Annotated in this window: 17 protein-coding genes, 1 tRNA gene and 3 pseudogenes; 16 read left to right on the top strand and 5 right to left on the bottom strand. The window is 49.7% G+C overall.

Annotation, left to right across the window (positions count from 1 at the left end; genetic code table 11):
• Positions 1-221 precede the first annotated feature (221 nt).
• A pseudogene (locus tag J7439_RS27190) lies at positions 222-596 on the bottom strand (phosphomannomutase); the annotation flags it as partial.
• A gap of 83 nt (positions 597-679) precedes the next feature.
• On the opposite strand from J7439_RS27190, the gene J7439_RS15070 reads away from it, so the two are divergent.
• The 3 genes from J7439_RS15070 to J7439_RS15080 all read left to right on the top strand — a co-directional run bounded on the left by J7439_RS15070 (position 680) and on the right by J7439_RS15080 (position 2254).
• Positions 680-946, top strand: coding sequence for a BrnT family toxin (locus J7439_RS15070; protein ID WP_209277555.1), 267 nt, complete (start codon positions 680-682; stop codon positions 944-946).
• Complete coding sequence (gene brnA, locus J7439_RS15075) at positions 927-1160, top strand: type II toxin-antitoxin system BrnA family antitoxin (protein ID WP_209202811.1); 234 nt, start codon at positions 927-929, stop codon at positions 1158-1160. The genes J7439_RS15070 and brnA overlap by 20 nt, the downstream gene beginning before the upstream one ends.
• Before the next feature lie 851 nt (positions 1161-2011).
• Complete coding sequence (locus J7439_RS15080; RefSeq protein WP_209202812.1) at positions 2012-2254, top strand: hypothetical protein; 243 nt, start codon at positions 2012-2014, stop codon at positions 2252-2254.
• A 19-nt stretch (positions 2255-2273) separates the two neighbouring features.
• Here J7439_RS15080 and J7439_RS15085 read toward each other — a convergent pair whose 3' ends face one another.
• The gene (locus tag J7439_RS15085) at positions 2274-2462 is read right to left on the bottom strand and encodes a hypothetical protein (protein ID WP_209202813.1); all 189 of its coding nucleotides are present in this window, start codon (positions 2460-2462) and stop codon (positions 2274-2276) included.
• Positions 2463-2755: 293 nt separating this feature from the next.
• On the opposite strand from J7439_RS15085, the pseudogene J7439_RS15090 reads away from it, so the two are divergent.
• Both J7439_RS15090 and J7439_RS27505 read left to right on the top strand, forming a co-directional pair.
• Positions 2756-3514, top strand: a pseudogene (locus J7439_RS15090) (DUF1186 domain-containing protein); the annotation flags it as partial.
• A 210-nt stretch (positions 3515-3724) separates the two neighbouring features.
• Positions 3725-3811: pseudogene (locus J7439_RS27505) on the top strand (SEC-C metal-binding domain-containing protein); the annotation flags it as partial.
• 117 nt (positions 3812-3928) lie between these two features.
• On the opposite strand, the gene J7439_RS15095 reads toward J7439_RS27505, so the two are convergent.
• The 3 genes from J7439_RS15095 to J7439_RS15105 form a co-directional block, all read right to left on the bottom strand.
• The gene (locus tag J7439_RS15095) at positions 3929-5176 is read right to left on the bottom strand and encodes a glycosyltransferase (protein WP_209202815.1); all 1248 of its coding nucleotides are present in this window, start codon (positions 5174-5176) and stop codon (positions 3929-3931) included.
• A 52-nt stretch (positions 5177-5228) separates the two neighbouring features.
• Positions 5229-6482, bottom strand: coding sequence for a glycosyltransferase (locus J7439_RS15100; protein WP_209202816.1), 1254 nt, complete (start codon positions 6480-6482; stop codon positions 5229-5231).
• Between the two features lie 190 nt (positions 6483-6672).
• On the bottom strand, positions 6673-9588 hold the full coding sequence (locus tag J7439_RS15105; RefSeq protein WP_209202817.1) for a UvrD-helicase domain-containing protein: 2916 nt from the start codon (positions 9586-9588) through the stop codon (positions 6673-6675).
• A gap of 106 nt (positions 9589-9694) precedes the next feature.
• On the opposite strand from J7439_RS15105, the gene J7439_RS15110 reads away from it, so the two are divergent.
• The 11 genes from J7439_RS15110 to J7439_RS15160 all read left to right on the top strand — a co-directional run bounded on the left by J7439_RS15110 (position 9695) and on the right by J7439_RS15160 (position 25105).
• A complete protein-coding gene (locus tag J7439_RS15110) occupies positions 9695-10771 on the top strand; it encodes a hypothetical protein (protein WP_209202818.1) in 1077 nt (358 codons plus the stop codon).
• 205 nt (positions 10772-10976) lie between these two features.
• Positions 10977-11933: a CARD domain-containing protein gene (locus J7439_RS15115; RefSeq protein ID WP_209202819.1), complete on the top strand. Its 957-nt coding sequence runs from the start codon at positions 10977-10979 to the stop codon at positions 11931-11933.
• A gap of 258 nt (positions 11934-12191) precedes the next feature.
• Positions 12192-12268, top strand: a tRNA-Met gene (locus J7439_RS15120).
• Between the two features lie 133 nt (positions 12269-12401).
• Entirely contained in the window at positions 12402-12860 is a 459-nt protein-coding gene (gene rimP / locus J7439_RS15125) for a ribosome maturation factor RimP (RefSeq protein WP_209202820.1), read from the top strand.
• Positions 12861-13113: 253 nt separating this feature from the next.
• Positions 13114-14607, top strand: coding sequence for a transcription termination factor NusA (nusA, locus tag J7439_RS15130; protein WP_209202821.1), 1494 nt, complete (start codon positions 13114-13116; stop codon positions 14605-14607).
• Positions 14608-14633: 26 nt separating this feature from the next.
• The gene (gene infB / locus J7439_RS15135; RefSeq protein ID WP_209202822.1) at positions 14634-17216 is read left to right on the top strand and encodes a translation initiation factor IF-2; all 2583 of its coding nucleotides are present in this window, start codon (positions 14634-14636) and stop codon (positions 17214-17216) included.
• A 168-nt stretch (positions 17217-17384) separates the two neighbouring features.
• Positions 17385-17783, top strand: a complete 399-nt coding sequence (rbfA, locus tag J7439_RS15140; protein ID WP_101746600.1) for a 30S ribosome-binding factor RbfA — start codon at positions 17385-17387, stop codon at positions 17781-17783.
• Between the two features lie 3 nt (positions 17784-17786).
• Positions 17787-18863, top strand: coding sequence for a tRNA pseudouridine(55) synthase TruB (gene truB / locus J7439_RS15145; RefSeq protein WP_209202823.1), 1077 nt, complete (start codon positions 17787-17789; stop codon positions 18861-18863).
• Between the two features lie 150 nt (positions 18864-19013).
• Positions 19014-19283, top strand: a complete 270-nt coding sequence (rpsO, locus tag J7439_RS15150; protein WP_209202824.1) for a 30S ribosomal protein S15 — start codon at positions 19014-19016, stop codon at positions 19281-19283.
• Between the two features lie 325 nt (positions 19284-19608).
• Positions 19609-21738, top strand: a complete 2130-nt coding sequence (pnp, locus tag J7439_RS15155; protein ID WP_353623068.1) for a polyribonucleotide nucleotidyltransferase — start codon at positions 19609-19611, stop codon at positions 21736-21738.
• Between the two features lie 658 nt (positions 21739-22396).
• Positions 22397-25105 (top strand): hypothetical protein, encoded by a 2709-nt coding sequence (locus tag J7439_RS15160; RefSeq protein ID WP_209202825.1) that lies wholly within the window; start codon positions 22397-22399, stop codon positions 25103-25105.
• Positions 25106-25191 lie beyond the last annotated feature (86 nt).

Below are 25191 nucleotides of genomic sequence, written 5' to 3' on the forward strand. Positions count from 1 at the left end.
ACATCACAGAATACACTGGTCATAGACATGGGAGCCTCCGGTTAGCTATCTGTTGATCGGTGATTGCAACCGAAAGATAGTTAAACAACCGGGGTTCCCTTGTCTTTTCTTGCATCGAACTCACGTTAGTTAAACAACCGGGGTTCCCTTGTCTTTTCTTGCATCGAACTCACGTTTTTTAAAAGAAAAACTCCGTGTCTCCGTGTCTCCGTGGCAAAAAAATCACCAGCCAAAGACTCAATCTCCCGCAACCCGGTCTCGCCAGAAATCGGCTTGCTCGACTCCCGAACCAGCTTCATCCCGTTATAGTCTTTCGGATTATGGCTGGCGGTCACCATAATGCCCCATCCGCCTTCAAGTACGAAGTAGCAAAATAAACCTCTTCAGTGCCACAAAGGCCAATATCAATCACCTCCACACCACCGGCCCTCAACCCATCACTCAGAGCGGTTTTCAGTTCAGGAGTAGAAAGACATCATCTTGGGCTTAAGGTATTCAGCAGTCGCCCGGCCAATCCGCCAGGCAATATCTTCATTCAATTCATCGGGCATACGGCCACGGATATCATAGGCCTTAAAACAATTAAGAGTGCTCATCCAAGACACCTGGAGTGAAAAAAGGTATATATTGGCCTATATTTAAGGTGGCCTGTAGATATATATTGGATACCAAAACAATCATGTTTGAGTATGATCCGGCAAAAAGTTTTAGCAATCTGGAAAAACATGGCATCGATTTCGATCAGGCTCAGAGCCTCTGGCTGGATGAAAACCGAGTGGTCATCAAGACCTTGATTTCTGACGAACCTCGTTTCCTGCTGATTGCCAAATACGCCGGAAAACACTGGACTGCCGTATTTACGCCACGTAATGATAAAGCCCGAATTATTTCGGTACGTCGCTCAAGACCCAAAGAGATAGCCGCCTATGAAAGCCAAAGAATTTGACCAGGCCTTTGATGAAGGCCACGACAGCATTGATGAACATATTGACTGGTCCAGCGCTCAACGCCCCGGCCTGGAAACCCGTCGAATCAATATCGACTTTCCTGAGTGGATGATCACCGCCCTTGATCGCGAGGCCGCCAGGCTTGGTATTGCCCGGCAAGCGGTGGTTAAAACCTGGCTGGCCGAAAGGCTGGATCAGGGAAGGCGGAGTTAGCAACACTGTCCTGAAATAACTGACACATTGCTGATGTTATCCAGTAAAGAAAATACTTGCCACGGAGGCACAGGTGTGACACGAGAGCAGAGTCGGTCTGCTCGCAACTGCAATTGAGATGGAGGTAGGCCCTCCGGTGGCGGCTTCTGGATGCAGCCACCAAACCACCGTAAGCTGCGCCGGTAAAGAGCCGACGTGGTGAGCGTTACGGAAAAGGCGCAGCTTGACTGCGTCAGGTGTGAGATCAGGAGATGAACGCAAGTGAACCACTGATGACGTCTAGAAACGTGTTCTGATGACATCAAAAATGGAGAGCTGTGTTGCTCCATCATGAGCTCAGGGGATAGCCAGTTACTGCCTGATCGGTGTCCGGGATATAGGTGGCATGAACTGATTTCAGGCTCTTTTGTGGAACGTGGGAATCTGTCGTTCTGGTGTTAAGGGAGCCAGCCAGGCAGCTGAACTGCACAGGCTGTGAGTACCGATACAGAGCGCAGAGGAGGACCAGTCCGGTTCTGTGAGCGCCTGAGGGGGAGGTTCCCTTGGGCGACTCGACAGGAAAAGCTTTTTTGTCTTTTCTCTGTGTCTCCGTGGCAAAGTGCTGTACTTGACCGGATCTCATCGGAAATGCGGGCCTGATTGCTGACGGTGCGCGATTATTAATCATAGGCACTTTGCAAATATTGATACGTGTCAATACTTATCATCATCCCAAACGCTTAGGCAAGGCCAATGCCAGTTTTCCCGCATTGGAGGATGGGATACGGATTCTTAACTTAGTACTATTGTCTTCTATTCAATCGTCTGCTGCGTTCCGGTTCAGCAGAAGCGATATCAAGGGAGACGTTGCTATGGATCGTATTCATCTGGAACAGGCACCCCGAAACAACCAGGGAAAGATCAGTTATTCCTCTATTCCTTCCATGGTGGTGATGGTGGCGGAGGAAGAGCTGTCGGTTCTGCAGCGGCGGGTGAAACGGAACTATGATGTTCGGGACCGGTTGCATATTTCCGAAGAGGAGCTGGTGGGGCTGGAGGGGCATATTGCGGATTTGGAAGAGAAACTGGCAGAGTGGCGGGCTTTGGTGGAGTAGTCATGAGCCCATATTTGCCTTACCTTTTTAGTTCCCAAAAAACAGGCTGAAATAACAAGAAGAAATCAATGCTTTCTTCCGTTTTACCCAAAAAATAACTTGCTAAACTGTTGGAAAACAAGAGTGCCAAGCGTTTTTGAGGGGGCAGTACCTGTATGGGCGTACGAGTTCGAGTCTCGCCTTCGGCACCAATAATATTTTGGTTCATGACTATTGTTTGGCAATAGTCACATAAAAAAGGCCTGAGATGGCTTTTTTTTTGTATCTTCGTTTTCTTCTTCTCGTTCCTTATGTTTCACTTTTTAAAAAAATCTACTATCTAAAAAAATGTAAGGCAATGAATATCTCAACAGCAACTGTCACCGGCAATCCGCTCGGTAATATCCTGAGATAGGTATTAGAAACAGTGGAAATAAGTAAGTTCTTCCGGGACAAACCCTCTCAGCCTGTTTAAACGCTATCCTTATACAAAAATAGCGACAAGAGACAGGATAAGTGCCCGTGAATATTGACGATGTTATCAACCGGTTATCAAACCATGTGATGGGTGAGCTGCCCAGGGAAACCCTGCTGGCGGCCAGTGAGCAGCGGACGGAATTGATTCCGCGCCTGCTTGACTATCTGGAAGGCGTTGCCGGGCAGGGGGATGAGATACCCGAAAGCCAGCGTGTGGATCTGGTCTTTTTTGCCTTTTATCTGCTGGCTCAGTTTCGGGAATCAAAGGCATTGCCGGTGATGCTTCGGATAGTGTCTGCCAAACCCCGGACGGTCAATCGACTGCTTGGTTATGTGGTCAGTGAGAGCCTGGCGCGAATACTGGCATCGGTGATGGCCGGTGAAGAAAATGGCGAAAGTGACACCGTTAACGGATGTAACGTGGAGCCACTGAAGCAGTTGATTGAAAACACAGCGGTCCATCCTTGCGTTCGATCTTCCTGTTTGACCTGCCTGACGATTCTGGTTTCCCATGGGTTTCTGCCCCGTGAAGTGCTGGTCAGCTACTTCCAACAGCTGTTTAGTGGTGGGCTTGAGCAGGAGCGGAGTCCGGTCTGGGACGGGTTGGTCTCTAACTGCATCATTGCCGGAGCCGCCGAGCTGGAAACTTCTGTTCTGGGCGTGTTTGACCGGGGACTGCTGACCGATTCATTTATGGGCAGGGAGCGGTTAAGTACGATGTTACAGGAGCATTCCGGCGAGGTAAGCTTTCCATCCTATGAAAGCTCTGCCCTGATTGATGATTGTGTGGCTGAGTTGCAAGGTTGGGCCAGCTTTAACAGTACGCGGCCGCAGGAGAAGCCCGCTGAAAGAGCACCTGTCGGAAGCAACGCGGAGCCAGAGGGCGCTCAGCGTGTGATGCGGCCCTGGCCAGCCAGAAAGCCCAAGCCACCAGTTCGCACGCGAGCCGGGGCTCAGCGGTTGCCGGGTCAGCAACGGCCCTTTCCATCTTCCTCTCCCGGGAAGCCTGCACAGCCGCTGGTCAGACAACACCCGAAGGTGGGAAGAAATGACCCCTGTCCCTGTGGTAGCGGGCGCAAGTATAAGAAGTGTTGCGGCTGATGGGTGAGAAAAGGTCGTTTCCCACGGGGTGAGAGGGTGTTGGTATAAAGCCTTTGCGACAGTCACGGTGAGCCGTGGGAATTGCAATAGTTAATGCTTTAGAACGGAGTTCAATATTTAGAGGTTGTTATCATCGACATAATGGGGGTTTGGTTTGCCATACCAGCTGCCAAGTCCCCGAAAGGCAGATGCATCATGTACTGGTTTAATATTTGCGTATGAGGGTTGATTGTTGGGTAGTGGAAAGCCTGAATATTCAATAAAGTCTTCTGGTCCTTTATATTGTCTTTGAAGCAATGAAGTTAGTGCGTAAGTACCACCGGCAAAAATTTTCGTGACAACACAATGCCTGGCAGTTAATAGGCCTTGCGGTTTAAGTTCTGCATAACCTTGTCTTTTTCTGATTTTCAAAGCTGGAATTATATGATCTTTTAAATTATCTATCGTGGAGTTTACAGATTCTTCAGATATAGTAGACCTTGCAGTTTTTACAGCAGCCCTGTCAATTTCATATATGGTTTTCAGATGTTCAAGATGTGCTTTGACAAAATATTCTTCCTTACATTGCCATAATCGCATGGCATCATGTAAGGTTAGGGTCTTTTTAAAATCATTTTCATCTGAGGCTTCTATTAATATTCCTTTCAGCTTATTTTCAGTCTTAAGCATATTTTTAATCATGGAAAGTATAATCTGGTTGTTTTTTAGAGAAGCGATGAGGCTATTAGTTGGAATAGAAACAGTGGGGCCATATCCATCAGAGTAATCAAGCGTTTGCATTAGTAGACCATTTTTTCCCTTAAGCGGTATCAGTGGGGGCTGTATTGCGCTTGCCGAAGAGTCGAGCTCCTTTAAAGGTATATTTATATCGCTATGAATCCCACCGTACGTATAGAGGAGTGCCAACCGATAATAATGGCTTCGTAACGCTTGATTTTCCAGTCCTGCGTTGTGTAGTCGCGTACTATTAACAAAGTCTTTATGGAGTTTATCGCAGTCGGGTATCTTTGAATTTTTCAATGCTTTATAAAAGTCTTCATTCAGTTGGTCGACAGTAATGACGTCCACCGCCCCTGATATTCCATCACAACTTGATTCTGCAGCAATAAATTTCATTGGTTTATCAGTCAGAACGTAAACATGAAAATCATTGAACTTTGCAAGGCTCTTGAAATGGTGAACTATTTGCACTTGTCGCTCAGGGAGCGTTTTATTACCAACCCATTCAAAAAAATGATTTCTTGGAATTAATTCTCCATATATCTGACTTTTAAATTCTTGATATGTACTCTTTATTTCAGAATCTTTTTGTATCAACTCCTGGAAAAGATTGTTTGCAGGGAGGGCTCGAGGGGAGATGTGCATAAATGCTCCAATTAATTATCGATATTCAGTGCTATTGAACTGAATCCACCATTCACATGTTACTATCATCGACATAATCAGGATTTGATTGACCATACCAGCTGCGTAGTCCCCGGTGGTTGCGCCCATCGTGTAATGGCTTAATATTTGCGTAAGATGGCTGGTCATCTGGAAATGGAAATCTTAAAGATTTAGTGAAGTCTTCTATTGCAATATATTGTTCTCTAATTAATTGTTCGCTACTTAATTGTTCCCTGATTATAGGAGTTAGTGCGTCAGTACCACCTCCTAGCATTCTTGTGACAATACAATGCCTGGCAGTTACAAGTCCCTGTTGTTTAGCTACTGCATATTCTGTGGATTTCAAAGCTGGAACTAAATTATCTTTTACTTGAGATGCTATAGAGTTTAAATATTCTTCAGATGAATCAGGATATGCATTTCTCATTGCATTTTTAGTAAATTCAATAAATGCTTTGATATAATATTCTTCCTTGCATTGCCATAATCGCATTGCATCGTGTAGGGTCAGGGTCTTTTTAATCTCACTATTATCTGAGTTTTCTATTAGTGTTTCTTTCAGCTTATTCTCTAGATTAAGCATATGTTTAATCATGGAAAGAACAATCTGATTGTTTTTTTGGGAAGCGATGAGGGAGTTATCCCAATGGGGAACTGTCCCGCCAGATCCAGGAACGGGAATATCAATAGTGCGTATTAGTAGACCATTCTTTCCCCTAAGTGGTATTAATGGGTGTTGTAATGCACTTGCCGATGAATCAAGTTCCTTTAAAGGTATATTTATATCACTATGAATGCCACCGTATGTATAGAGGAGCGCCAGCCGATAATAATCACTTCGTAATGCTTGGTTTTCCAGCCCTACGTTGTGTAGTTGCGTACTGTTAACAAAGTCTTTATAGAGCTTATCGCAGTCAGGCTCATTAGAATCTTTTAATGCTTTATAAAAGTCTTCATTCAGTTTGTCGACAGTAATGATTTCCATCGTCCCGGATATGCCATCACACTTGGATTCTGCGGCAATAACTTTCATTGGTTTATCAGTCAGAACGCAAACATGAAAATCATTGAACTTTCCAAGGTTCTTAAAATGGTGAACTATTTGTACCTGCCTCTCAGGGAGAGTTTTCTTACCAACCCATTCAAAAAATTGGTTTCTCGGCATTAATTCTCCATGTGTTTGACCTGTGAATTCTTGATATGCACTCTTTATTTCAGAATCTTTTCGTATTAACTCTTTAAAAAGATTGTTTGTATGTGAAACTTGAGTAGAAGAGATGTTCATAAAAACTTTGTTTAACTATTGATATCCTTTGATCGCAAAGAATTAAATTTGTTAAATTTGATCTGGTCATAAGCTTAAGAGTGTGTAGTAAAGAAAAAGTTCCATAGATTCGAATGAGAAAAGAGCACCACCCGCAATAACTGTTCAGGTTGCACGGGTAGCGTACAGCAGATCACAGGCGATAAAACATCTATCCGGTGGTAACTTCCTCGCTTTGGATGTCCAGCCGGGACTTCACCCGGCGTTCTTCCAGTTCTTTTTCTGCCTGTTCTTGCAGTTTTCCAATGTACTCACAATAGGCCGTCAGGTTTTTCCTGCGGTTCTGGTCGAATTGTTCAAAACGATCTTTAAAGATCAGCTGATCCTTTTTATCCAGGTTCATCCAGCCTGGTCTGAAACCCAGGTCTTCCGGGTTTAACAGGTCGTGCACAGCGACCCATTCCTCGCCTTGGCGAAGTTTCATGCCGGGGTTGATAATGTAATGGCCTCGACGGATGCGCTTGAATAACTTGCGGTTGTAAGGCGCATCCCGATCGACCTCATTGCCGGAGAGAATACTGCTGATGTAGCTCTGCTTTTTCCGGCGTTCCGGTAAGACCTCGTCTGGCAGGGGTTGCACCCATTCGGTAATGTCTTTGGCCGAGAAACCCTCGCCTCTGCCTGCCAGTTCACCCAGTTTGCGATAAAACATGGCAAACATCAGGTTCAGTACAAACAGTCCCATCAGGCGCTTGTCCAGCTTGATCAACCGGCCCTGGGCCTGGATGGACAGGCTGTCCGGTTCCAGATTGTTGTAGACCGGTGCCAGTTTATGGCGGGCATAGCGCTCATCCATCAGTGCCTGTTCCAGTGCCATCTGCAGGGCGTTGAGACCATGGCTGCCAGACAGATCCGGGTTGGCACCGCGCTCCATCAGTTCCCTGACCAGGCCAGCATTGCCAAGACGGGCAGCGACCATCAACGGGGTCAGGTTGAAGATGGTGCGGTGGTCGATGCCGTATTTCTCCGTGTCGCGCAGTACACTGCCGGGATTATTGAGGTCGTAGGTCATGTAGTGCTTTTGATGCAGTTGTTTGACCGCTTTTTCTTCCGTCTGTGTGGCGGGTTTAAAGCCACTGGTGAGCAACTGGTTGAGCATGGGGCGATGCCAGTGGATCAGGGCGTATTCCAGAGCCAGCAGCTGCTTTTTCTTGTTATTGCCGCTTGTGGCTTCTTTCTGCAGTTCCGTGAAGGCGGTGCGATCGAGTACCGGCCAGGGCACCGGCTTTTGCTGCAGTATCCGGCTGCGGATCTCATCAGCCTGTTCCTGTTTGCCCTGCAGTTCCAGCTTGCGGGCCTCTTTCTGCCACTCATCCAGGCTGGAGTCCTGCTTATCCATCTGCAGGTCACCGGTAAATCGTTCCAGGTCCAGTAGCCGCATTAACGGATGCTTCTGGTTGGCTTCGATAATGTAGAGGTTGCTCACCGCCCGGGTAATGGCAACATAGAGGGCGTTGATATAGAACTTGTAGACCTCCAGGGATTTGTCCTGTTTGTTTTTCGCCCTGGCGTATTCCAGCGTCTCTTTTTCCAGCGCGGCCGGGTCTACACCTGCGGCAATATCCCGGAAGCTCTTTTCTTCATCGCTAATAAAGTTGTAAAGAATGATATTGTCGTATTCCAGCCCCTTGGCCTCCTGGATGGAGAAGACCAGCGGCGTATTAAACCACTGACGGGCGGCGGCTTTCTGGTCCGGGTGCATCACCAGCACGGCAAAGCGGGTGGAGCGGGCGGTTTTGCTGTCCAGGTCCTGTTTGACCTTTTGGCTGTTGGCCAGCAACTGCAACTGCCCCCGGTGTTCGCCAATGCTGTCGACCAGGTAGTTGCTCTCTTTGTCGATGGAGCCAAAGCGTGCGTGCTTCAGTTTCAGAATCCGGTTGGCAATATGGGTGATCACCGGTGCATTGCGGTAATTGGACTGGAGTATCCGGATTATCTCACCCTCGCCGGTCAGGCCCTGCTGCTCGAAAAACAGGGTCTTGACCTTGGACCAGGAGAAAAAGTTCGGGTGAACAATCTGGTTGGAGTCACCACAGAGAATAAAGTGGCCCGGATGTCTGAGGGTCTTCAGTACCAGGTAGAGCTGAATGTTGGTAATGTCCTGCACCTCATCCACCACGATAAAGTCGTACTGGGGTTCGGCACTGGCCAGGTAACTGTGACTAATAATGTTAGTGTCGTATAACTGTTCCTTTTCCAGGAACTGCCGGTATTTATCGAACAGATCGTAAACACCCGAACGCTCTTCTTCACTGAAGATGGATTGTTTCACCCCCAGCTTCAGGTACTCAGCACGGGAAAGCCAGGGTGACTCGGTGGAAGGGCCGGTTAGTACGCCCCGGAACTCCTCAAAGAGTTTATGGGGGTCTTTCTGTTTGCTGTTGCCCTTATGGCGCTGGAACCAGCCTTCAAAGTCTTTCAGCGTTACTTCCCGACCGGCGGGTACCCGAATGCTTTCCAGGAACTCCCGAAAGGAGAGAAATTCCACATTCTGTTCTTCATTATCGTAGTGGTGAGCGTAGTAAAGATTACGGGCGCTTTGTACCAGAAAGGGGGAGTGACTGACATAGAGTACGTCGCCCGTCGTTTTTTTCATTTTCTCCAGGGTCAGAGCGGTTTTGCCGCTACCAGCGCTGCCGATAATCACCAGGGGTGGCGGTAGCTGATAAACGGACTGCTGTTCACCGTCGAAGGAGATTATCTTGTCCAGCAGGTTAAAGCGGTCGTGGTCGGTATTGAGATAAGTCAGTTCTGGTGAGGACTCGGTTTCCGAAGCGTCAAACGCCGGAATTTTTTCCTCATCAATGGTCACCCCTCGTTCCAGGAAACGGGACTTTTCATAGGCATGATTGCGGATATACTCCAGAATCAGGCAATAGGACTCGCCATTGTAGCGGTGCAGGGAGAATAACAGCCGGTCGTTGCGGTTCAGCCGTGCGCGGTAAAGGTTATCCCCGATCTTGCGCACATCCGCCTGCTGGAAATTATTGTTCTCAAGAGCTTTGCGAACTTTGGCAAAGCCGGGTATCTGGTCTGCATTGAGATCGTTGTATAAAAGTATATTCATGGGCTAAAAAGTAGAAAACCTGATGGGTTTTTGCGAGCTCCGAATGCTCTGATGAGTAGATACCAGTATTATGAATGGGTGGCCGTTGGCCAGCAAATGTTCAGAGATGTCTAATTCGATTGGTGTTGGTGGTAAATCGGAAATCCTGTCAGGGCTTTATGCGGTTGACGGAATTGACCGTTCAGGGCAGGGGCATTCTTTCGGGTTTCCCGTTATTGGCAAACGGGGTGGCTTTACCGGGTTTACAATTGCGCGTTATAAAGGGCGTGGCCGGTCTCTGGCGTTTCCTGCCGGGCAGGGTGAGCAGGATCACAATAAAGATCTGCTCAGGCAGAATGAGATTGTTCACCGGTCATTAAGGTCTCGTCGTATATATCCTCTGCTGAGTTTTATTCGCCCTTTTTTATTTCATCCTTTTTTATTCGGTCCTCATAAGCTTCGGAGGCGCTACTGGCCCAACAGTTACCCTGCTCATCGACCACCATTCAGCAGCCACTATCCTCAAACGATGGGTGGTCTGGTTGTTTTTGGGCAGACTGGCGGGATCATGCAACGGTTCCTGCCGGTTGCCAGAAAAAGGCAGCCTTGGAAAGCCACAAAAAAAACAGTCAGGAAAGAGAGTGCCTGGCAAGTTGGTCACGGTAAGATTGTCGGTGGTAAAGCCATTTTTCCGGACAGTGATCTGGTCTTTTTTCAGTTGTGTCTTGACTATTATGCCAACTACACCAAAAACGCCAATCACCCAGCCCGGCATGGGGCACATTCCCAATATGATCCGCGACACCGACCATACTGTGATCTGTCCTGTGATGATCCTGCATATGGTCAGGTAATGGACTGCCCTGAGGAATGCTCTGGCCGATGCTTGCCAGAGGGGCCGGGAAGGCAATGCGAGAGCCCGGGGAAGCATCCCTGCTTTTTCAATGGCACTTGCTTTTGTGGCAAAGGCAGTGATTCCGGTGGTGTTATGTTCAGAAAATTCCGGATCGGACTTTGGAGCATCAAGCTGTTAACCGCTTTATTTTTATTCTTTCTTCTTATTACCGTTCTGGAAGCCTTTACAGGTCTTCGTGGCTCAGCCTCTTTCGCCAGCCCTTCGGCTTCGGAACTTTTGTCCGGATTAATCGTTGCCCTGGGGATGATGGCAATGGCTCTATTGGTTTTGTGTGTACTGATAAAGTAATACCAACTCCGCCTTCTGAAGAGCGTTTTGAGCAAGCTGTTTTGGATTGTCGCTATTGGTTTCTGATCATTTGGTCATTTTATATGTTTACCGTCGGGAACTTTATGTAGCAATTGTTGACTAATGCTTTATTCGCTAATTCGAAGATGGCTCCTGTGGACAGGTTATTCGCAGGAATATCTTTGATCTGTCCAACCTCCTCCTTTTGCTGGCAATCACCCGGTTAAAGAAGTTGTTTATATGTGTAGTAGTTAAAACGATGGATTCAGTAAAAGTGTATGCCGGTTTCAATTTGAACGATTTGAATAACCCGGCAAGACCTCAGCGCCCCAATAGTTCTGATGAAAACAACGCCTCTGGCACATTCTCCCGGATGTGCAGGCATGTGGCTTCTGTCCAGTCAGGAGCGGTTGGCCCTGCTGTGCAACCCCGGAATAATGATAGTGAGTCATTTATTCCCAATGTACCAGGCCCTGCTGCTCATCCTTCAGGCTCCGGCACTTTTGATTTTGTTTCTCAAACCAGTCCTTCTTCGGTGGGTAAAGTCACCTCAGAGCGGGATAAGCCGTCAATTGAGGATTACTGGTATCAAAAAGGTAAAATTGAGTATCTTTTAGATAATCTTATGCCAAAAAAATACTGGAGCTACTTATTTCAGGAGGGTGTTATTAAAGAAGATGAAATGAATGAATTAAGAGCATTACGTACACGCAGACCCAGAGCCGAGGAATTAGTTCAGATGATACAAAAAAAATACCAAAATCCTGGTCTTGTTGGTTTGAGTAAGGAGAAAATTTTGGAAACAATTTTTACAGCCCTCGGTGAACACCAGAAATTCTTGCAGAATTGTCTCAACAAGGAATATCTGGAAACCCATCCCGGCAGTCTTAAATCCATTACTTCATCTGGTAATCAACGATCAGTGCCTGAGGACAGGCGTAATGCACAGTATGCAGCCGCAGGACGAGAGTGTGGTGCGTACAGTGGTGAAACAAGACAAGGCTGTGAGCATGATGATCAAGGGTTAATGAAGAAAAGCGGTAAAGGTCCAAAAGATGATACAAACAACAAATTTTCCAATGTGAAAGACAGGTTTCCTGTTCAGGAAAGTTCAGTACTACAACAACCATCATTGCAGGCACCGCTCCGGTTTTACCCATGATCAGTGTAATCTGATGAATCGGTAAAATTCTCCATCCATGGCAGGGAGTGCTCGGGTGAGTTGACAGTACTGGGAAAAGGTAGATAATAGAGCGGTTTTTTATGGTGTAGAGTTTTACCATTACTGTTTTGTAGCTAGCTTTTGTAACGATTAGTGAGTCAAATCCAGAGCTGATTCTTCGCTTCAGGGTCAGTGCATTTGATATTGGGAAGAGGTTGTCAGCTGGCTCTTGCCGAAGTATACTGATGAACAGTTTGATGCGGGGTGGAGCAGCCTGGTAGCTCGTCGGGCTCATAACCCGAAGGTCGTTGGTTCGAATCCAGCCCCCGCTACCAAATCCTGGAAAACCCCCTTTGTGGGGTTTTTTATTAGGTAGCGAGTAATTGATGTGTGATGGCCGTTCTGGTCATTGTGCGAATATATGGGGCTTTATAGCCCTTTTTTTGTTTTTTTGGCAGGTATTCAGTCGTGGCAGGTAAGCAGTCGCAGCTGGAGACACTTATCGAGCCGATCGTGGAGTCGCTTGATTACCGTCTCTGGGGTATTGAGTTTGTTTCCCGTGGGCGGAATTCAGTGCTTCGGGTCTATATCGACGCAGAAGATGGCATCACCCTGGAAGATTGCGAAAAGGTCAGCCGTCAGGTGAGCGCCGTTATGGATGTAGAAGACCCAATTGCGGACGAATATACCCTGGAAGTATCTTCTCCGGGATTAGACAGGCCGCTGTTCCGGCTTGAGCAGTACGAGATGATGACTGGCCATACGGTCAGTATACGCCTGAGGGTGCCTTTTGAAGGGCGCAGAAAGTATCGGGGCATCATCAAGGGAATTGAAGATCAGGATGTCGTTATAGAGGCCGATGGCCATGAGCTTCTGTTGCCAATCGAAAGCATCGATAAGGCGCAGGTGATACCACAGTTCGACTGAATTATCCTTCAGGCCGGGCGGATATCCCGGTTTAGCAGCCAGGGATGTGTTGGCAGGAGCCTGTCGGACTTGGCCGACCGTAGCGAGAAAAGCCTGATTTGAGACATTTTTCATGCTGATTTGAGAAGAATAGCACGGCTATTTGACGAAAAGCAGCATGGATAGTGACCAGATCAGGCTTTTCGCCGCAGGTCAGAAGTGAGTCCGGCAGGCTCCATAGGCATGGACTGGTTCAGCATAGGCGAGGCAGAGCATGAGTAAAGAGATTCTGTTGGTCGTAGAGTCCGTATCCAATGAGAAGGGAGTACCGCCCGAGGTCATCTTTGAGGCGTTGGAAACCGCTCTGGCGACAGCGACCAAAAAACGGTACGAAACCGAAGTGGATATCCGGGTAGCGATCAACCGGGCTAATGGGGAATACGATACATTCCGTCGCTGGACTGTGGTCACTGACGAGGATTTTGAGTTTCCCGGCATGCATCTGACTCTGGATGAAGGCAAGGAGCACGACGAGTCTCTTGAAATTGGTGGTATCTGGGAAGAACCGGTTGAGTCGGTAGGCTTTGGCCGTATTGCCGCTCAGACAGCCAAGCAGGTGATTGTCCAGAAGGTGCGTGAAGCCGAGCGCCTGCAGATGGTTGAGCAGTACCGTGACAAAATGGGCACCCTGATTTCCGGTACCGTCAAGAAGACAACCCGTGACAGCATTATTGTTGATCTTGGCAATAACGCTGAGGCGGTTTTAAAGAAAGATCAGGTATTGCCCCGCGAGAACTTCAGAATGAGTGCCCATGTTCGGGCCCTGCTCCATGAAGTGTCCACCGAGGGGCGTGGTCCTCAGTTGATGCTGTCAAGAACAGCGCCAGCGATGCTGGTTGAGCTGTTCCGTATTGAAGTTCCTGAAATTTCAGAAGAAGTGATTGAGATTAAAGGTGCTGCCAGAGATCCGGGTTCACGGGCCAAGATTGCCGTGAAAACCAATGATGGCCGGATTGATCCGGTCGGTGCCTGTGTTGGTATGCGTGGTGCCCGTGTTCAGGCGGTCTCCGGTGAACTGGGTAATGAGCGTGTTGATATCGTGCTTTACGATGACAACCCGGTGCAGTACGTGATTAATGCCATGCAGCCGGCAGAAGTGGCTTCAATCGTTGTCGATGAAGACAAAGGCACGATGGATATTGCGGTCAGTGAAGATAATCTGGCTCAGGCTATTGGCCGTGGTGGCCAGAATGTCCGCCTTGCCAGTGAACTGACGGGCTGGATCCTGAATGTCATGACCGAAGAGGATGCCGTCGCCAAACAGCAGCAGGAAGCCGGTCGCGTGGTTCAGGCCTTCAGGGAAAAACTGGATGTTGATGATGATCTGGCGGAACTGCTGGTGGCAGAAGGTTTTACCTCCATGGAAGAGATTGCATACGTCCCCCTTGAGGAGATGTTGGCCATTGAAGGCTTTGATGAAGATATCGTTGAACAGTTGCGCTCAAGGGCCAAGGATCAGTTATTGACTCAGGCCATTGCCCAGGAAGAAAAGCTCGATGGTACCCAGCCTGCTGATGACCTTCTGAATATGGAAGGTATGGAGCAGCCACTGGCCTATGAGCTGGCCAGTCGCGGTGTCGTTACGATGGAAGACCTGGCTGAACAATCGATCGATGACCTTCTGGATATTGACGGAATGGATGAAGATCGGGCTGGTGAGCTGATCATGACGGCGCGGAAACCGTGGTTTGAAGAAGCGGGTAACTGAGCGGGCCACTGAGAGGAGAAGTGTGAATGGCAGATGTAACCGTAGAGCAACTCGCAGCAGTGGTCGGCGCTCCAGTGGAGCGGTTGTTGCAGCAGATGAAAGACGCTGGTCTCACCAAAAGCAGCGCCAAAGAGTCTGTGTCCGATGCAGAAAAACAGCAGCTGCTGGCCCACCTGAAGCGAACTCATGGTGATGCCGGTACCGGTTCTGAACCGACCAGGATTACGCTGAAGCGTAAGACGGTCAGCCGCATGAAAGTGTCTGGTGGCAGTTCAGGCAAAAACAAAGTCGTTAACGTGGAAGTGCGTAAAAAGCGCACTTACGTCAAGCGCGAAGCCGCTGAAGAAACACCAAAAGCTGATGAAGCGGCGGCTCGTCCCGAAAAGCAGGAAGAGCGTGGCCAGCGTCGGGATGACCGTGGTCAGCGTAAAGATGATCGCGGCCCACGCCGGGATGATCGTGGCCAGAAAGATGAGCGCGGCGCGCGCAGCGGTGATGACCGTGGCTCCCGTTCCGGTGAACGCGGTGCTCGTCAGGGCGGTGAGCGTTCTGGTGGTGACCGTGGCCCACGTCCGGGTGGTGATCGTGGTCAGCGCACCGGTGGCGCTCCGGCACCTTCGGCAGCACCTTCTTTCGGTGATGCACCGCCGCCGGCAGATGACCGCAAGTCCCGCAACAAGCGTGGCAGCAAGGGCAAAGATCGTCGTAATGACAATGACGATCTGCCACGCCGTGGTAAAGGTGGTCGCAACGAGCGTGATGATCGCCGTGGCGGCAGTCGCAAATTTGCCCGTACCATGGCACCTGAGTCCATGGCCGCTCACGGCTTTACCAAGCCAACAGCGCCGGTTGTTCGTGAAGTTTCCATCCCGGAAACCATCACGGTTGCAGAGCTGGCCAGCAAGATGGCCATCAAAGCGGCGGACGTTATCAAGGCCATGTTCAAAATGGGCTCCATGGTAACCATCAACCAGGTTATCGATCAGGATACTGCCAGTATCGTGGTTGAAGAAATGGGCCACAAATACAAGCTGACCAAGGCGGACGCCATCGAAGATACCCTGGTGGATGATCAGCTGGAAGATGTTGCTTACGAAGCCAAGCCCCGTGCGCCGGTCGTGACCGTCATGGGTCACGTTGACCACGGTAAGACCTCGCTGCTGGACTACATTCGTAAGAGTCGCGTTCAGGCTGGCGAAGCCGGTGGTATTACCCAGCACATTGGTGCCTACCACGTAGAAACGGATCGTGGCATGGTGTCCTTCCTGGATACGCCTGGACACGCGGCGTTTACCGCCATGCGTGCCCGTGGTGCCAAGGCGACGGATATCGTTATTCTGGTTGTTGCAGCAGACGACGGTGTCATGCCGCAGACCGAAGAAGCGGTGCAACACGCGAAAGCGGCTGGCGTACCTATCGTGGTGGCCGTGAACAAGATGGATAAGCCGGAAGCGGATCCGGATCGGGTGAAAAACGAGCTGTCTGCCCGTGATGTTATTCCTGAGGAGTGGGGTGGCGATACGCAGTTTATGCCAGTATCTGCCCTGACCGGTGAAGGTGTTGAAGATCTGCTGGAAGCGGTTATTCTTCAGGCCGAAGTACTTGAGCTGACCGCTCCGGATGAAGGGCCTGCCCGTGGTGTCGTTGTTGAGTCCCGACTGGATAAAGGTCGTGGTCCTGTGGCCACCGTTCTGGTTCAGGGCGGTAAGCTGAATCAGGGTGATAATATCCTGGTAGGACAGCAGTACGGTCGCGTACGTGCGATGCTGGATGAGAACGGTCAGCCCATCAAAGAAGCGGGTCCTTCTATCCCGGTAGAGATTCTGGGTCTGGATGGTACGCCGGATGCCGGTGACGAAATGCTGGTGGTTCGCGATGAGCGTAAAGCCCGTGAAATCGCCCTGTTCCGTCAGGGTAAGTTCCGTGAAGTCAAGCTGGCTCGTCAGCAGGCTTCCAAGCTGGAGAATATGTTCTCCAGAATGGGTACTGAAGATAAGAAGACGCTCAACATCGTCCTCAAGGCGGATGTACGAGGCTCCCTGGAGGCTCTGACTGCTTCTCTGGAAGAGCAGGGTAACGATGAGGTCGAAGTAAGGGTTATCTCTGGTGGTGTTGGTGGTATTACCGAAACCGACGCCAACCTGGCCCTGGCTTCCAACGCGGTTATCGTCGGCTTTAACGTTCGTGCCGATGCCTCTGCCCGTAAAGTGGTAGAGACCGAAGAGCTGGATCTGCGTTACTACAGCGTTATCTACGACATCATTGATGACGTTAAGAAAGCGCTGACCGGTATGCTGGGCTCCGATACCCGTGAACAGATCGTGGGTACCGCCGAAGTTCGTGAAGTATTCCGTTCACCGAAGTTTGGCGCTGTGGCTGGCTGTATGGTTATTGAAGGTACTGTGTACCGCAACGATCGTATCCGCGTGCTGCGTGATAACGTGGTGATCTACGAAGGTGAGCTGGAGTCTCTGCGTCGTTACAAGGATGATGTCAACGAAGTTCGTAACGGTATGGAGTGTGGTATCGCCGTTAAGAGCTACAACGACGTTAAGCCTGGTGACAAGATCGAGGTTTACAAGACGATTGAAGTACAGCGTACGCTTTAATTCGTTATGTGTGTGACGTTATGTATATGAGATAGACGCCAGAGCCTGCGGATTCTTCCGCAGGCTTTTTTTAACCACAAAGGCACAAAGTCACAAAGGGAAGGATTGCTTTGTGTCTCTGTGCCTTTTGTGCCTTTTGGGTATTGTGGTTTACGGAGTGAGTATTCAATGGCTAAAGAGTACAGTCGTACCCAGCGAGTAGCCGACCAGATTCAGAAAGAACTGGCTCAGCTGATTCAGCTGGAAATGAAAGATCCTCGTCTTGGCATGGTCACGGTCAGTGTGGTCGAAGTGAGCCGGGATCTCGCCTTTGCGGATGTTTATGTCTCTTTTCTTGGGGTGGATGACCAGGAAAAAATTGATCAATCCCTGGAGATATTGAGTCAGGCGGCGGGGTTCCTGCGTTCTCAGCTGGCCAGGGCCATCAAGCTGAGGTTTACCCCGCGACTCCGCTTTTACTATGACAACAGTCTGCGGCGCGGGGCTTACCTGTCCTCGCTGATCGATCAGGCGGTTGCCAAAGACGCTAAAGCGGATAAAGGCTCAGAAGAAGGTACCGAGGAGTAAGTCATGGCCAGAAGAGGTCGACGCGCTAATCGTGGCCGTCCGGTGGACGGCATTATTGTGGTTGATAAAGTGTATGGCGCTTCTTCCAACGAGGTGCTCCAGCGGGTTAAGCGGTTGTTTAATGCCGCCAAGGCGGGCCATACCGGCAGTCTTGATCCGCTGGCGACGGGCGTTTTACCCATCTGTCTGGGGGAGGCCACCAAGTTTTCCCAGTATTTGCTGGATTCTGATAAATCCTACCGCACCACCATGAAAATGGGGGTGAGAACCACCACGGGTGATCGTGAGGGGGAGATTGTCGAAGAGCGCCCGGTGACGGTCGCCCGTTCTGATGTGGAGGCCATTCTGCATCAGTTCCGGGGTGATGTTGAGCAGGTGCCCAGCATGTTCTCTGCGCTTAAGCACAACGGCAGGCCGTTGTACGAATATGCCCGGGAAGGGATTGAAATTGAGCGCCCTTCGCGCACCATTACCGTTCATCGTCTGGAGCTGCTGGACTTTGACGGGGATGAGTGTGTGTTCGAGGTGGATTGTACCAAGGGAACCTATATCCGCACGTTGGTTGAAGATATTGGTGAGGCCCTGGGCTGCCTTGGTCATGTTGCTGAGCTGAAGCGCCTCAAGGCAGGCCCTTACACCGAGCATCAGGCGCACTCCCTGGATGAGCTGGCGGCCATGCGGGATGAAGCCCGTGAGTCGGCCCTGGATGTCGACCAGCGTATTGAGTTTGCCGAGCTGTCCGCTCTGGCGGATGTGCTGGGTCGTGACAAGCTGGAACAAGCGCAGTCAGAGCGCCTGAGGGAGTTGTCGAAAATCCGCAATAAGGCCGGTGATTGTGTTATTGATGATCTGTTGTTGCCTCAGGATAGTGCTGTCAGTGACTGGCCGCAGGTCAAACTGGGCGCAACCAGCAGTTATTATGTTTCCCAGGGGAATCCGGTCCAGGTACCTCAGGCACCGACATCCGGCAATGTCCGCATCTATGGCGTTGCTGAAGGTGTTGAAGGCGTGGTGTTCCTGGGTATCGGCGAAATTACCGATGATGGCCTGGTAGCACCCAAGCGTCTGGTCAAAGGCTGATTCAGCCAGAAATATGCGATTCCATTTATGTAGTTTTTTTGGACGCGTTCACAACATAGTGATAGAATTCGTCGCTTGTTTAAATGGCTGGCTGTAAATATGCACGGTCATGCCGGTTATCTGTATTGCATATTATCTGGAGATTGAACAATGGCTTTGACTGCTGAACAGAAAGCTGAAATCCTGAAGAAATTCGCTCGCACTGAAGGCGACACCGGCTCCCCTGAAGTTCAGGTGGCTCTGCTGACCGCTAACATTGAAGGTCTGCAGGGACACTTCAAGGTGAATCACAAGGATCATCACTCTCGTCGTGGTCTGATTCGCATGGTAAACCAGCGTCGTAACCTGCTGGACTACCTGAAGCGTAAGGATGTTGAACGTTACCGCAGCCTGATCCAGCTTCTGGGTCTGCGTCGCTAATCGTTTGATACAGTTATATGGGATGGTGGTGTCTTGATATCACCTCCCACAGTCAAGGCACCGCGAGCTGCACTACATGTGGCTGGCGGTGTTTTGTTATTTGCGGGTTGAGAATGTTGTCAGCCCGGGCATTAACTCTCTGCTGGTTGCGACTACCGGGCTCTGTTTTCTCTGGTAGTCTTGGACAAGAATTACCCATGCCTGCACTCTGTCTGCATGGGGTGCAATTCAGAGACTTCGATGCAGAGGTCTCTGAATTGCATCCATCTCTATGACAGTGTGGATGCAGGTGGGGTGATATCGTTTGGTAATAAAGGAAAATAACGTGAGTATTGCTCCAAAAGCATTGATAAAGACTTTCCGGTTCGGTGAGCACACCGTGACCCTGGAAACTGGACGGATTGCCCGTCAGGCCACCGGTGCCGTGCTGGCAACCATGGGTGAGCTGCAGGTTCTGGCGACGGTAGTGGGCGCTAAAAGTGCCCGTGATGGTCAGGACTTTTTCCCGTTATCCGTTCACTACCAGGAAAAGGTGTACGCGGCGGGTAAAATTCCCGGTGGCTTCCTGAAACGTGAAGGCAAGGCCAGCGAAAAAGAGACGCTGACTTCCCGTCTGATTGACCGTCCTATCCGTCCGCTGTTCCCGAAAGGGTTCATGAACGAAGTTCAGGTCATCATCACAGTGATGTCGGTGGATAAGAAGAACGATCCTGACATTCTGGGCATGATTGCCACTTCTGCGGCCCTGGCTATTTCCGGTATTCCCTTTGCCGGTCCTGTGGGTGCTGCCCGTGTTGGTTTCACTGAAGACGACGGTTACATTCTCAACCCATCTTTCGAGCAGATGAAAAAGTCTGAGCTGGACATGGTGGTTGCCGGTACCAGTGACGCTGTGCTGATGGTTGAGTCTGAAGCGCAGGAACTGACAGAAGATGAAATGCTGGGTGCAGTTCTGTTTGCTCAGCAGGAGTACCAGGCGGTTATTGCTGCCATTAAAGAGTTTGCGGCAGAAGCCGGCAAGCCAACCTGGGACTGGCAGCCAGAGCCAGAAAAAACGGCAGTGAAAGAAGCCGTTGCTGCTGGCTTTGAGCAGAAAATTCGTGAGGCCTATGGCATCACCATCAAGCAGGAGCGCAGCAACAAGCTGGCGGAACTGCGCGCTGAAGCTGAAGCTGAGCTGGTTGGCGAAGACGAAGGCAAGTTCAGTGCGGATGATGTTCAGACCTACTTCAGCAAGCTGGAGAAGTCCGTCGTCCGTGGCAACATCATTAACGGTCAGCCACGTATCGATGGTCGTGATACCAAAACCGTTCGCCCGATCACGGTAGAAGTGGGCGTTCTGAAAAAGACCCACGGTTCTGCCCTGTTCACCCGTGGTGAAACTCAGGCTATCGTTACCACCACGCTGGGTACAGCCCGTGATGCGCAGTTTGTCGATGCCCTGGAAGGTGAAAGCCGTGACCCGTTCATGCTGCATTACAACTTCCCTCCCTACTCTGTAGGCGAGGCTGGTCGTATGGGGCCTCCGGGACGCCGTGAAATCGGCCATGGTCGTCTTGCCCGTCGTGGTATTCAGGCGGTACTGCCCGGTGAAGAAGAGTTCCCTTATACCATCCGTGTGGTGTCTGAAATTACCGAATCCAATGGTTCCAGCTCCATGGCTTCCGTCTGTGGCTCTTCCCTGGCGCTGATGGATGCCGGTGTACCTCTGAAAGCACCGGTTGCCGGTATCGCCATGGGTCTGGTTAAGGAAGGCGAGCAGTTTGCAGTCCTGACCGATATTCTGGGGGATGAAGATCACCTGGGTGATATGGACTTTAAAGTGGCCGGAACTGCCCACGGTGTTACGGCGCTGCAGATGGACATCAAGATTGCCGGTATCACTGAAGAGATCATGGATATCGCCCTTGACCAGGCTCTGCATGCGCGTCTGCATATCCTGGCCGAGATGAATAAAGTCATCGCCCGTTCCCGCAGTGAACTGTCGCCAAACGCACCAATGACCATGACCCTGAAGATTGATCAGGACAAGATTCGTGATGTTATTGGTAAAGGTGGTGCCACTATCCGTTCTATCTGTGAAGATACCGGTGCATCGGTTGATATTGCTGACGACGGCACCGTTAAAATTTATGGTGAGACCCGGGAAGTCTGTCAGGCCGCTTATGACCGTGTCTACGGCGTCACTGCTGAAGCGGAAATCGGCAAGATTTACAACGGTACGGTCACTCGCATTGTTGAGTTTGGTGCTTTTGTTAATATCCTGCCAGGTCAGGATGGTCTGGTGCATATTTCCCAGATTGCTGATCATCGGGTTGAGAACGTTGCTGACTACGTCAAGATGGGACAGACGCTTGAAGTGGTTGTGATGGATCTGGACAACCGTGGTCGTATTAAGCTGAGCATGAAAGAAGTTGCTCGTATTAAAGAGCAGCAGGCTGCAGCGGCTGAGTAATCAGCGTTTCAAAGAGGCTGGCCTCAGTGCCAGTCTCTCTCAATATCTGGTTGTGCATTGGAATTTTCTGCTACTCCCTGATGGAGTTATTCTGTGACCCGCAAGAAAAATGAGAGTCACTTTTTTCACGAATTAAGGTTAGTCTGACTGTGTTTAACCCACATGGCGGTGGAACCTAATAATCTTCTTGAGGTCAAACTTCGATATTTATAGTCCAGGCGTGCAGGGCTTTATTCTGAAGGCATCATCAACCGACTCCCATCCAAAACCAGCTAGAGTTGACCGGAAAGTCAGCTCAAGCGGTATTCCTGACAGCTCCAGAAACAGATTTAACGGCAAAAGAGTCTATCAGACTCATAAAGATACAGCCTCAGCGCTGAATGATGCCAAGGATATTGAGGATGCCTTTTGGCAAAAAAAACTATTGCAAGGACGTCACATCACCCCGGCTGATGTGCTCACAGCTTATAGAAATGATACAACGTCTCTCAGGGGTGGTTTATTCCTTGAAAGGCTTTGCTTAAAGAACCTTCTTTATAACAATCAAAAAGTATTCCCGGATCAGGTCATTCAGGAATTCAACCGGAAGCCAAATCGAAATAAGTACAAATTAGCGATAGCGCGCTTCAAATCGCAATGTTGTATAAGGGGACGGCTTTTGCATGGCCAGCAGGTCACGCCGGATGTGGTGATAAAAGAATATCAGGCAGCCAAAGCATCAATGGAGCTGGCCCGTTTCAAGCAACTCTGTTGTCTGAGGGGGCTGCTATTGAATGGTAACCCGGTCAGACCGGATGCAGTGGTTAAGGATTTTCCGGATAGTCCCGAAGGCAAGATGGGACTGGCGCGCTTTAAAGCGGAATGTTGCCTGAGGGGCCTGTTATTGAATGGCCAGCGAGTCACTCCCGATGCGGTGATTAAGGCTTATCAGGCAGCCAGTGCAACACTTGAGTTGGCGCGCTTTAAGGCGGAATGTTGCTTTAGGGGGCTACCGTTGAATGGCCAGCAAGTCACACCGGATGCAGTGATTAATGCTTTCCCGTGTAGCCCGCAAGGCAAGCTGGGGATGGGGCGCTTTAAGGTGGAATGTTGCCTGAGGGGGTTGCCATTGAATGACCGACCGGTAACACCGGAGGTGGTGGTTAAGGATTATCAGGCAATCAAGGCGACACTGGAGCTGGCCCGCTTTAAATCGGAGTGTTGCCTGAGAGGCTTTCGATTGAATGGCAAGCGGATCTCACCGGATGTGGTGTTTAAGGGTTATCAGGCTGCCAGTGCAACATTGGAACAGGCGCGCTTCAAAGAGGCATGTTGCCTGAAGGGCCTGCTGTTGGAAGGCCAGCAGGTCAAACCTGAGGCGGTCGTTAAGGGTTATCAGGCAGCCAGGGCAGCATTGGATTTGACGCGCTTCAAAGAGCGATGTTGCTTGAACGGCGTGCCGTTAATGGGGCAGCAGGTCACACCCGATGAGGTGGTTAAGGGTTATGAGGAGGCCAAGGCAACACTGGAGCTGCCGCGCTTCAAACAGGAATGTTGTCTGAGAGGGCTGTCGTTGAATGGCCAGCCGGTTACACCGGATACGGTGATTAAGGATTTCCCGGACAATTCGAAAGGCCGGCTGGGGATAGCGCACTTCAAACAGGAATGTTGCCTCAGGGGAGTGGCGTTGAATGGTCGGCTGGTCGAAGCGGATGCAGTGGTTAAGGATTATGAAGGCGGTGGCTGGTTAATGGAAAGGGCTTATTTTTATGTACAGCTGGCATTAACGGCAAGAGAATTGAACGGTGCCTGTCTGGATAACCGGCAAGTGTTAGAAGTATTTAATGAAGTACCCGGCGATCATGCTGTAAAGCAAGCCGGGTATCTGATTCAAAAGTTGCAACAACCCAGGCATTATGATGAAAACAATGCAGCTCAGGAAATACTTCAAGAGGCCTGGCAAATCTTAAACAACGCATCCCATAAAGACGACGAGCAACAACGACTGCAATGTCAATTGCAATTTATGGCTATGCACTATGGGCTGTCCATTGATCATCAGAGAGTGTCAGCAGAGCAGGTATTGCAATCCATCAAAGGACTGAGAAACTCGTTTCAGAGTTCACGTATCCATTTCTTCTTCCTGGCGCATTGCTGTATCACAAGACAGTCGGTTAATGGACGATACGTTCATAAGAATCAGGTTCTGGAGTGTCTTCAACGTTTTTCTGAAGGAAGCAAGATGCGCCATGCTCTGGGCTTCTGGTTTGAACAATGCAGCTGTGCAGCCAATATAATGGATAATATGCTGTTTAAACGAGAAAACGCCGTTGTCCGTGGTAGTGATAGTCATCAAGAGTGCTCAGCCTGTGACTATCAAGCTGAGGCTTCTGTTGCGGTCAGTAGAGAGCACCCCGGATCACCTGAACAGTTTACTGACAACGCCTGGTTTGACTGTTTTTCCACAGATGGAAACGGGTGTTCAGCCCATCTTGACAAAGGAGGCCCACTTCCTTGTCGGGATACTTATTTCAATTCAATAACGCTGAAAACGCTGGAGATTATTCAGGAAATCAATAATTCTTATACTGATCCTCCCATTCTGGTTACCGGTTCATACGCACGCTTTTTACAGAACCTCCACTCATCATTTGATGAGATTGACATTATCTGCACGCAAGAAGCATCTGTCAGAACCCTTTTTGACAAGCTGCAGGCACTGAATACCGACAGTGAGTCAGACATCCCTCAAAGTGTCATCATCTGGCCTGTCCCGGAATGTCAGGCGATGAAATTGCCAAAGGCCTACAGTATTGATCTTAAAGACGGTGATCTGGGAGTAAAGGCAATGGGTTTTCAGGTTTATGTTGACGCCAGAGTAACCGATGGAAAGGCATCACGATTGCCCGTTCTCGTTCCTGGCGTTGAGAAGCCGGTATGGTGTTTGTTATTTGCTGAAGAAACCAGATTGCTGAACGATACGCTGCAATATCTCACGGATAACCTTGATCAGCTGACAGAGCAATTGCACAAAGGCGCAGCATTCGACCTGCCTCGAACCATTCTGTTTCACAACCCCCAAAACACCGGGGAGCGTATTTATGGTTTGCTGATAGGCTGTCTGTTTATCCTGAATAAAGCCAAACAGTTTATCGCCCTGCACTCTGAAGGAAAACCTGGTTGCCGACCTAACCCGCTTCAGGAAGAATATCAACGTCTTCATGCGCTGACTGAGAATCTTCAAATGAAATTGACTCACCATGTTTGCCGCCACGATTTTGAGCACAGAGTTAACGACTGGTTATCAACAACCCGGCATGTGAATGAGTGTGAGGTCAAGAGGAAGGAGGCTGTCGAGGAACTGCTTACGCTGATGAAGCCTGCATAAGATCGGGTAGATTCAACTCATTGAGTATTTGGTTACACTGGATGCAAGCCATAAAAAAAGCACCGTGTGGTGCTTTTTTTATGGTT

It is taken from the genome of Salinisphaera sp. G21_0 (genome assembly GCF_017744115.1).
Lineage (GTDB): Bacteria > Pseudomonadota > Gammaproteobacteria > Pseudomonadales > Endozoicomonadaceae > Endozoicomonas.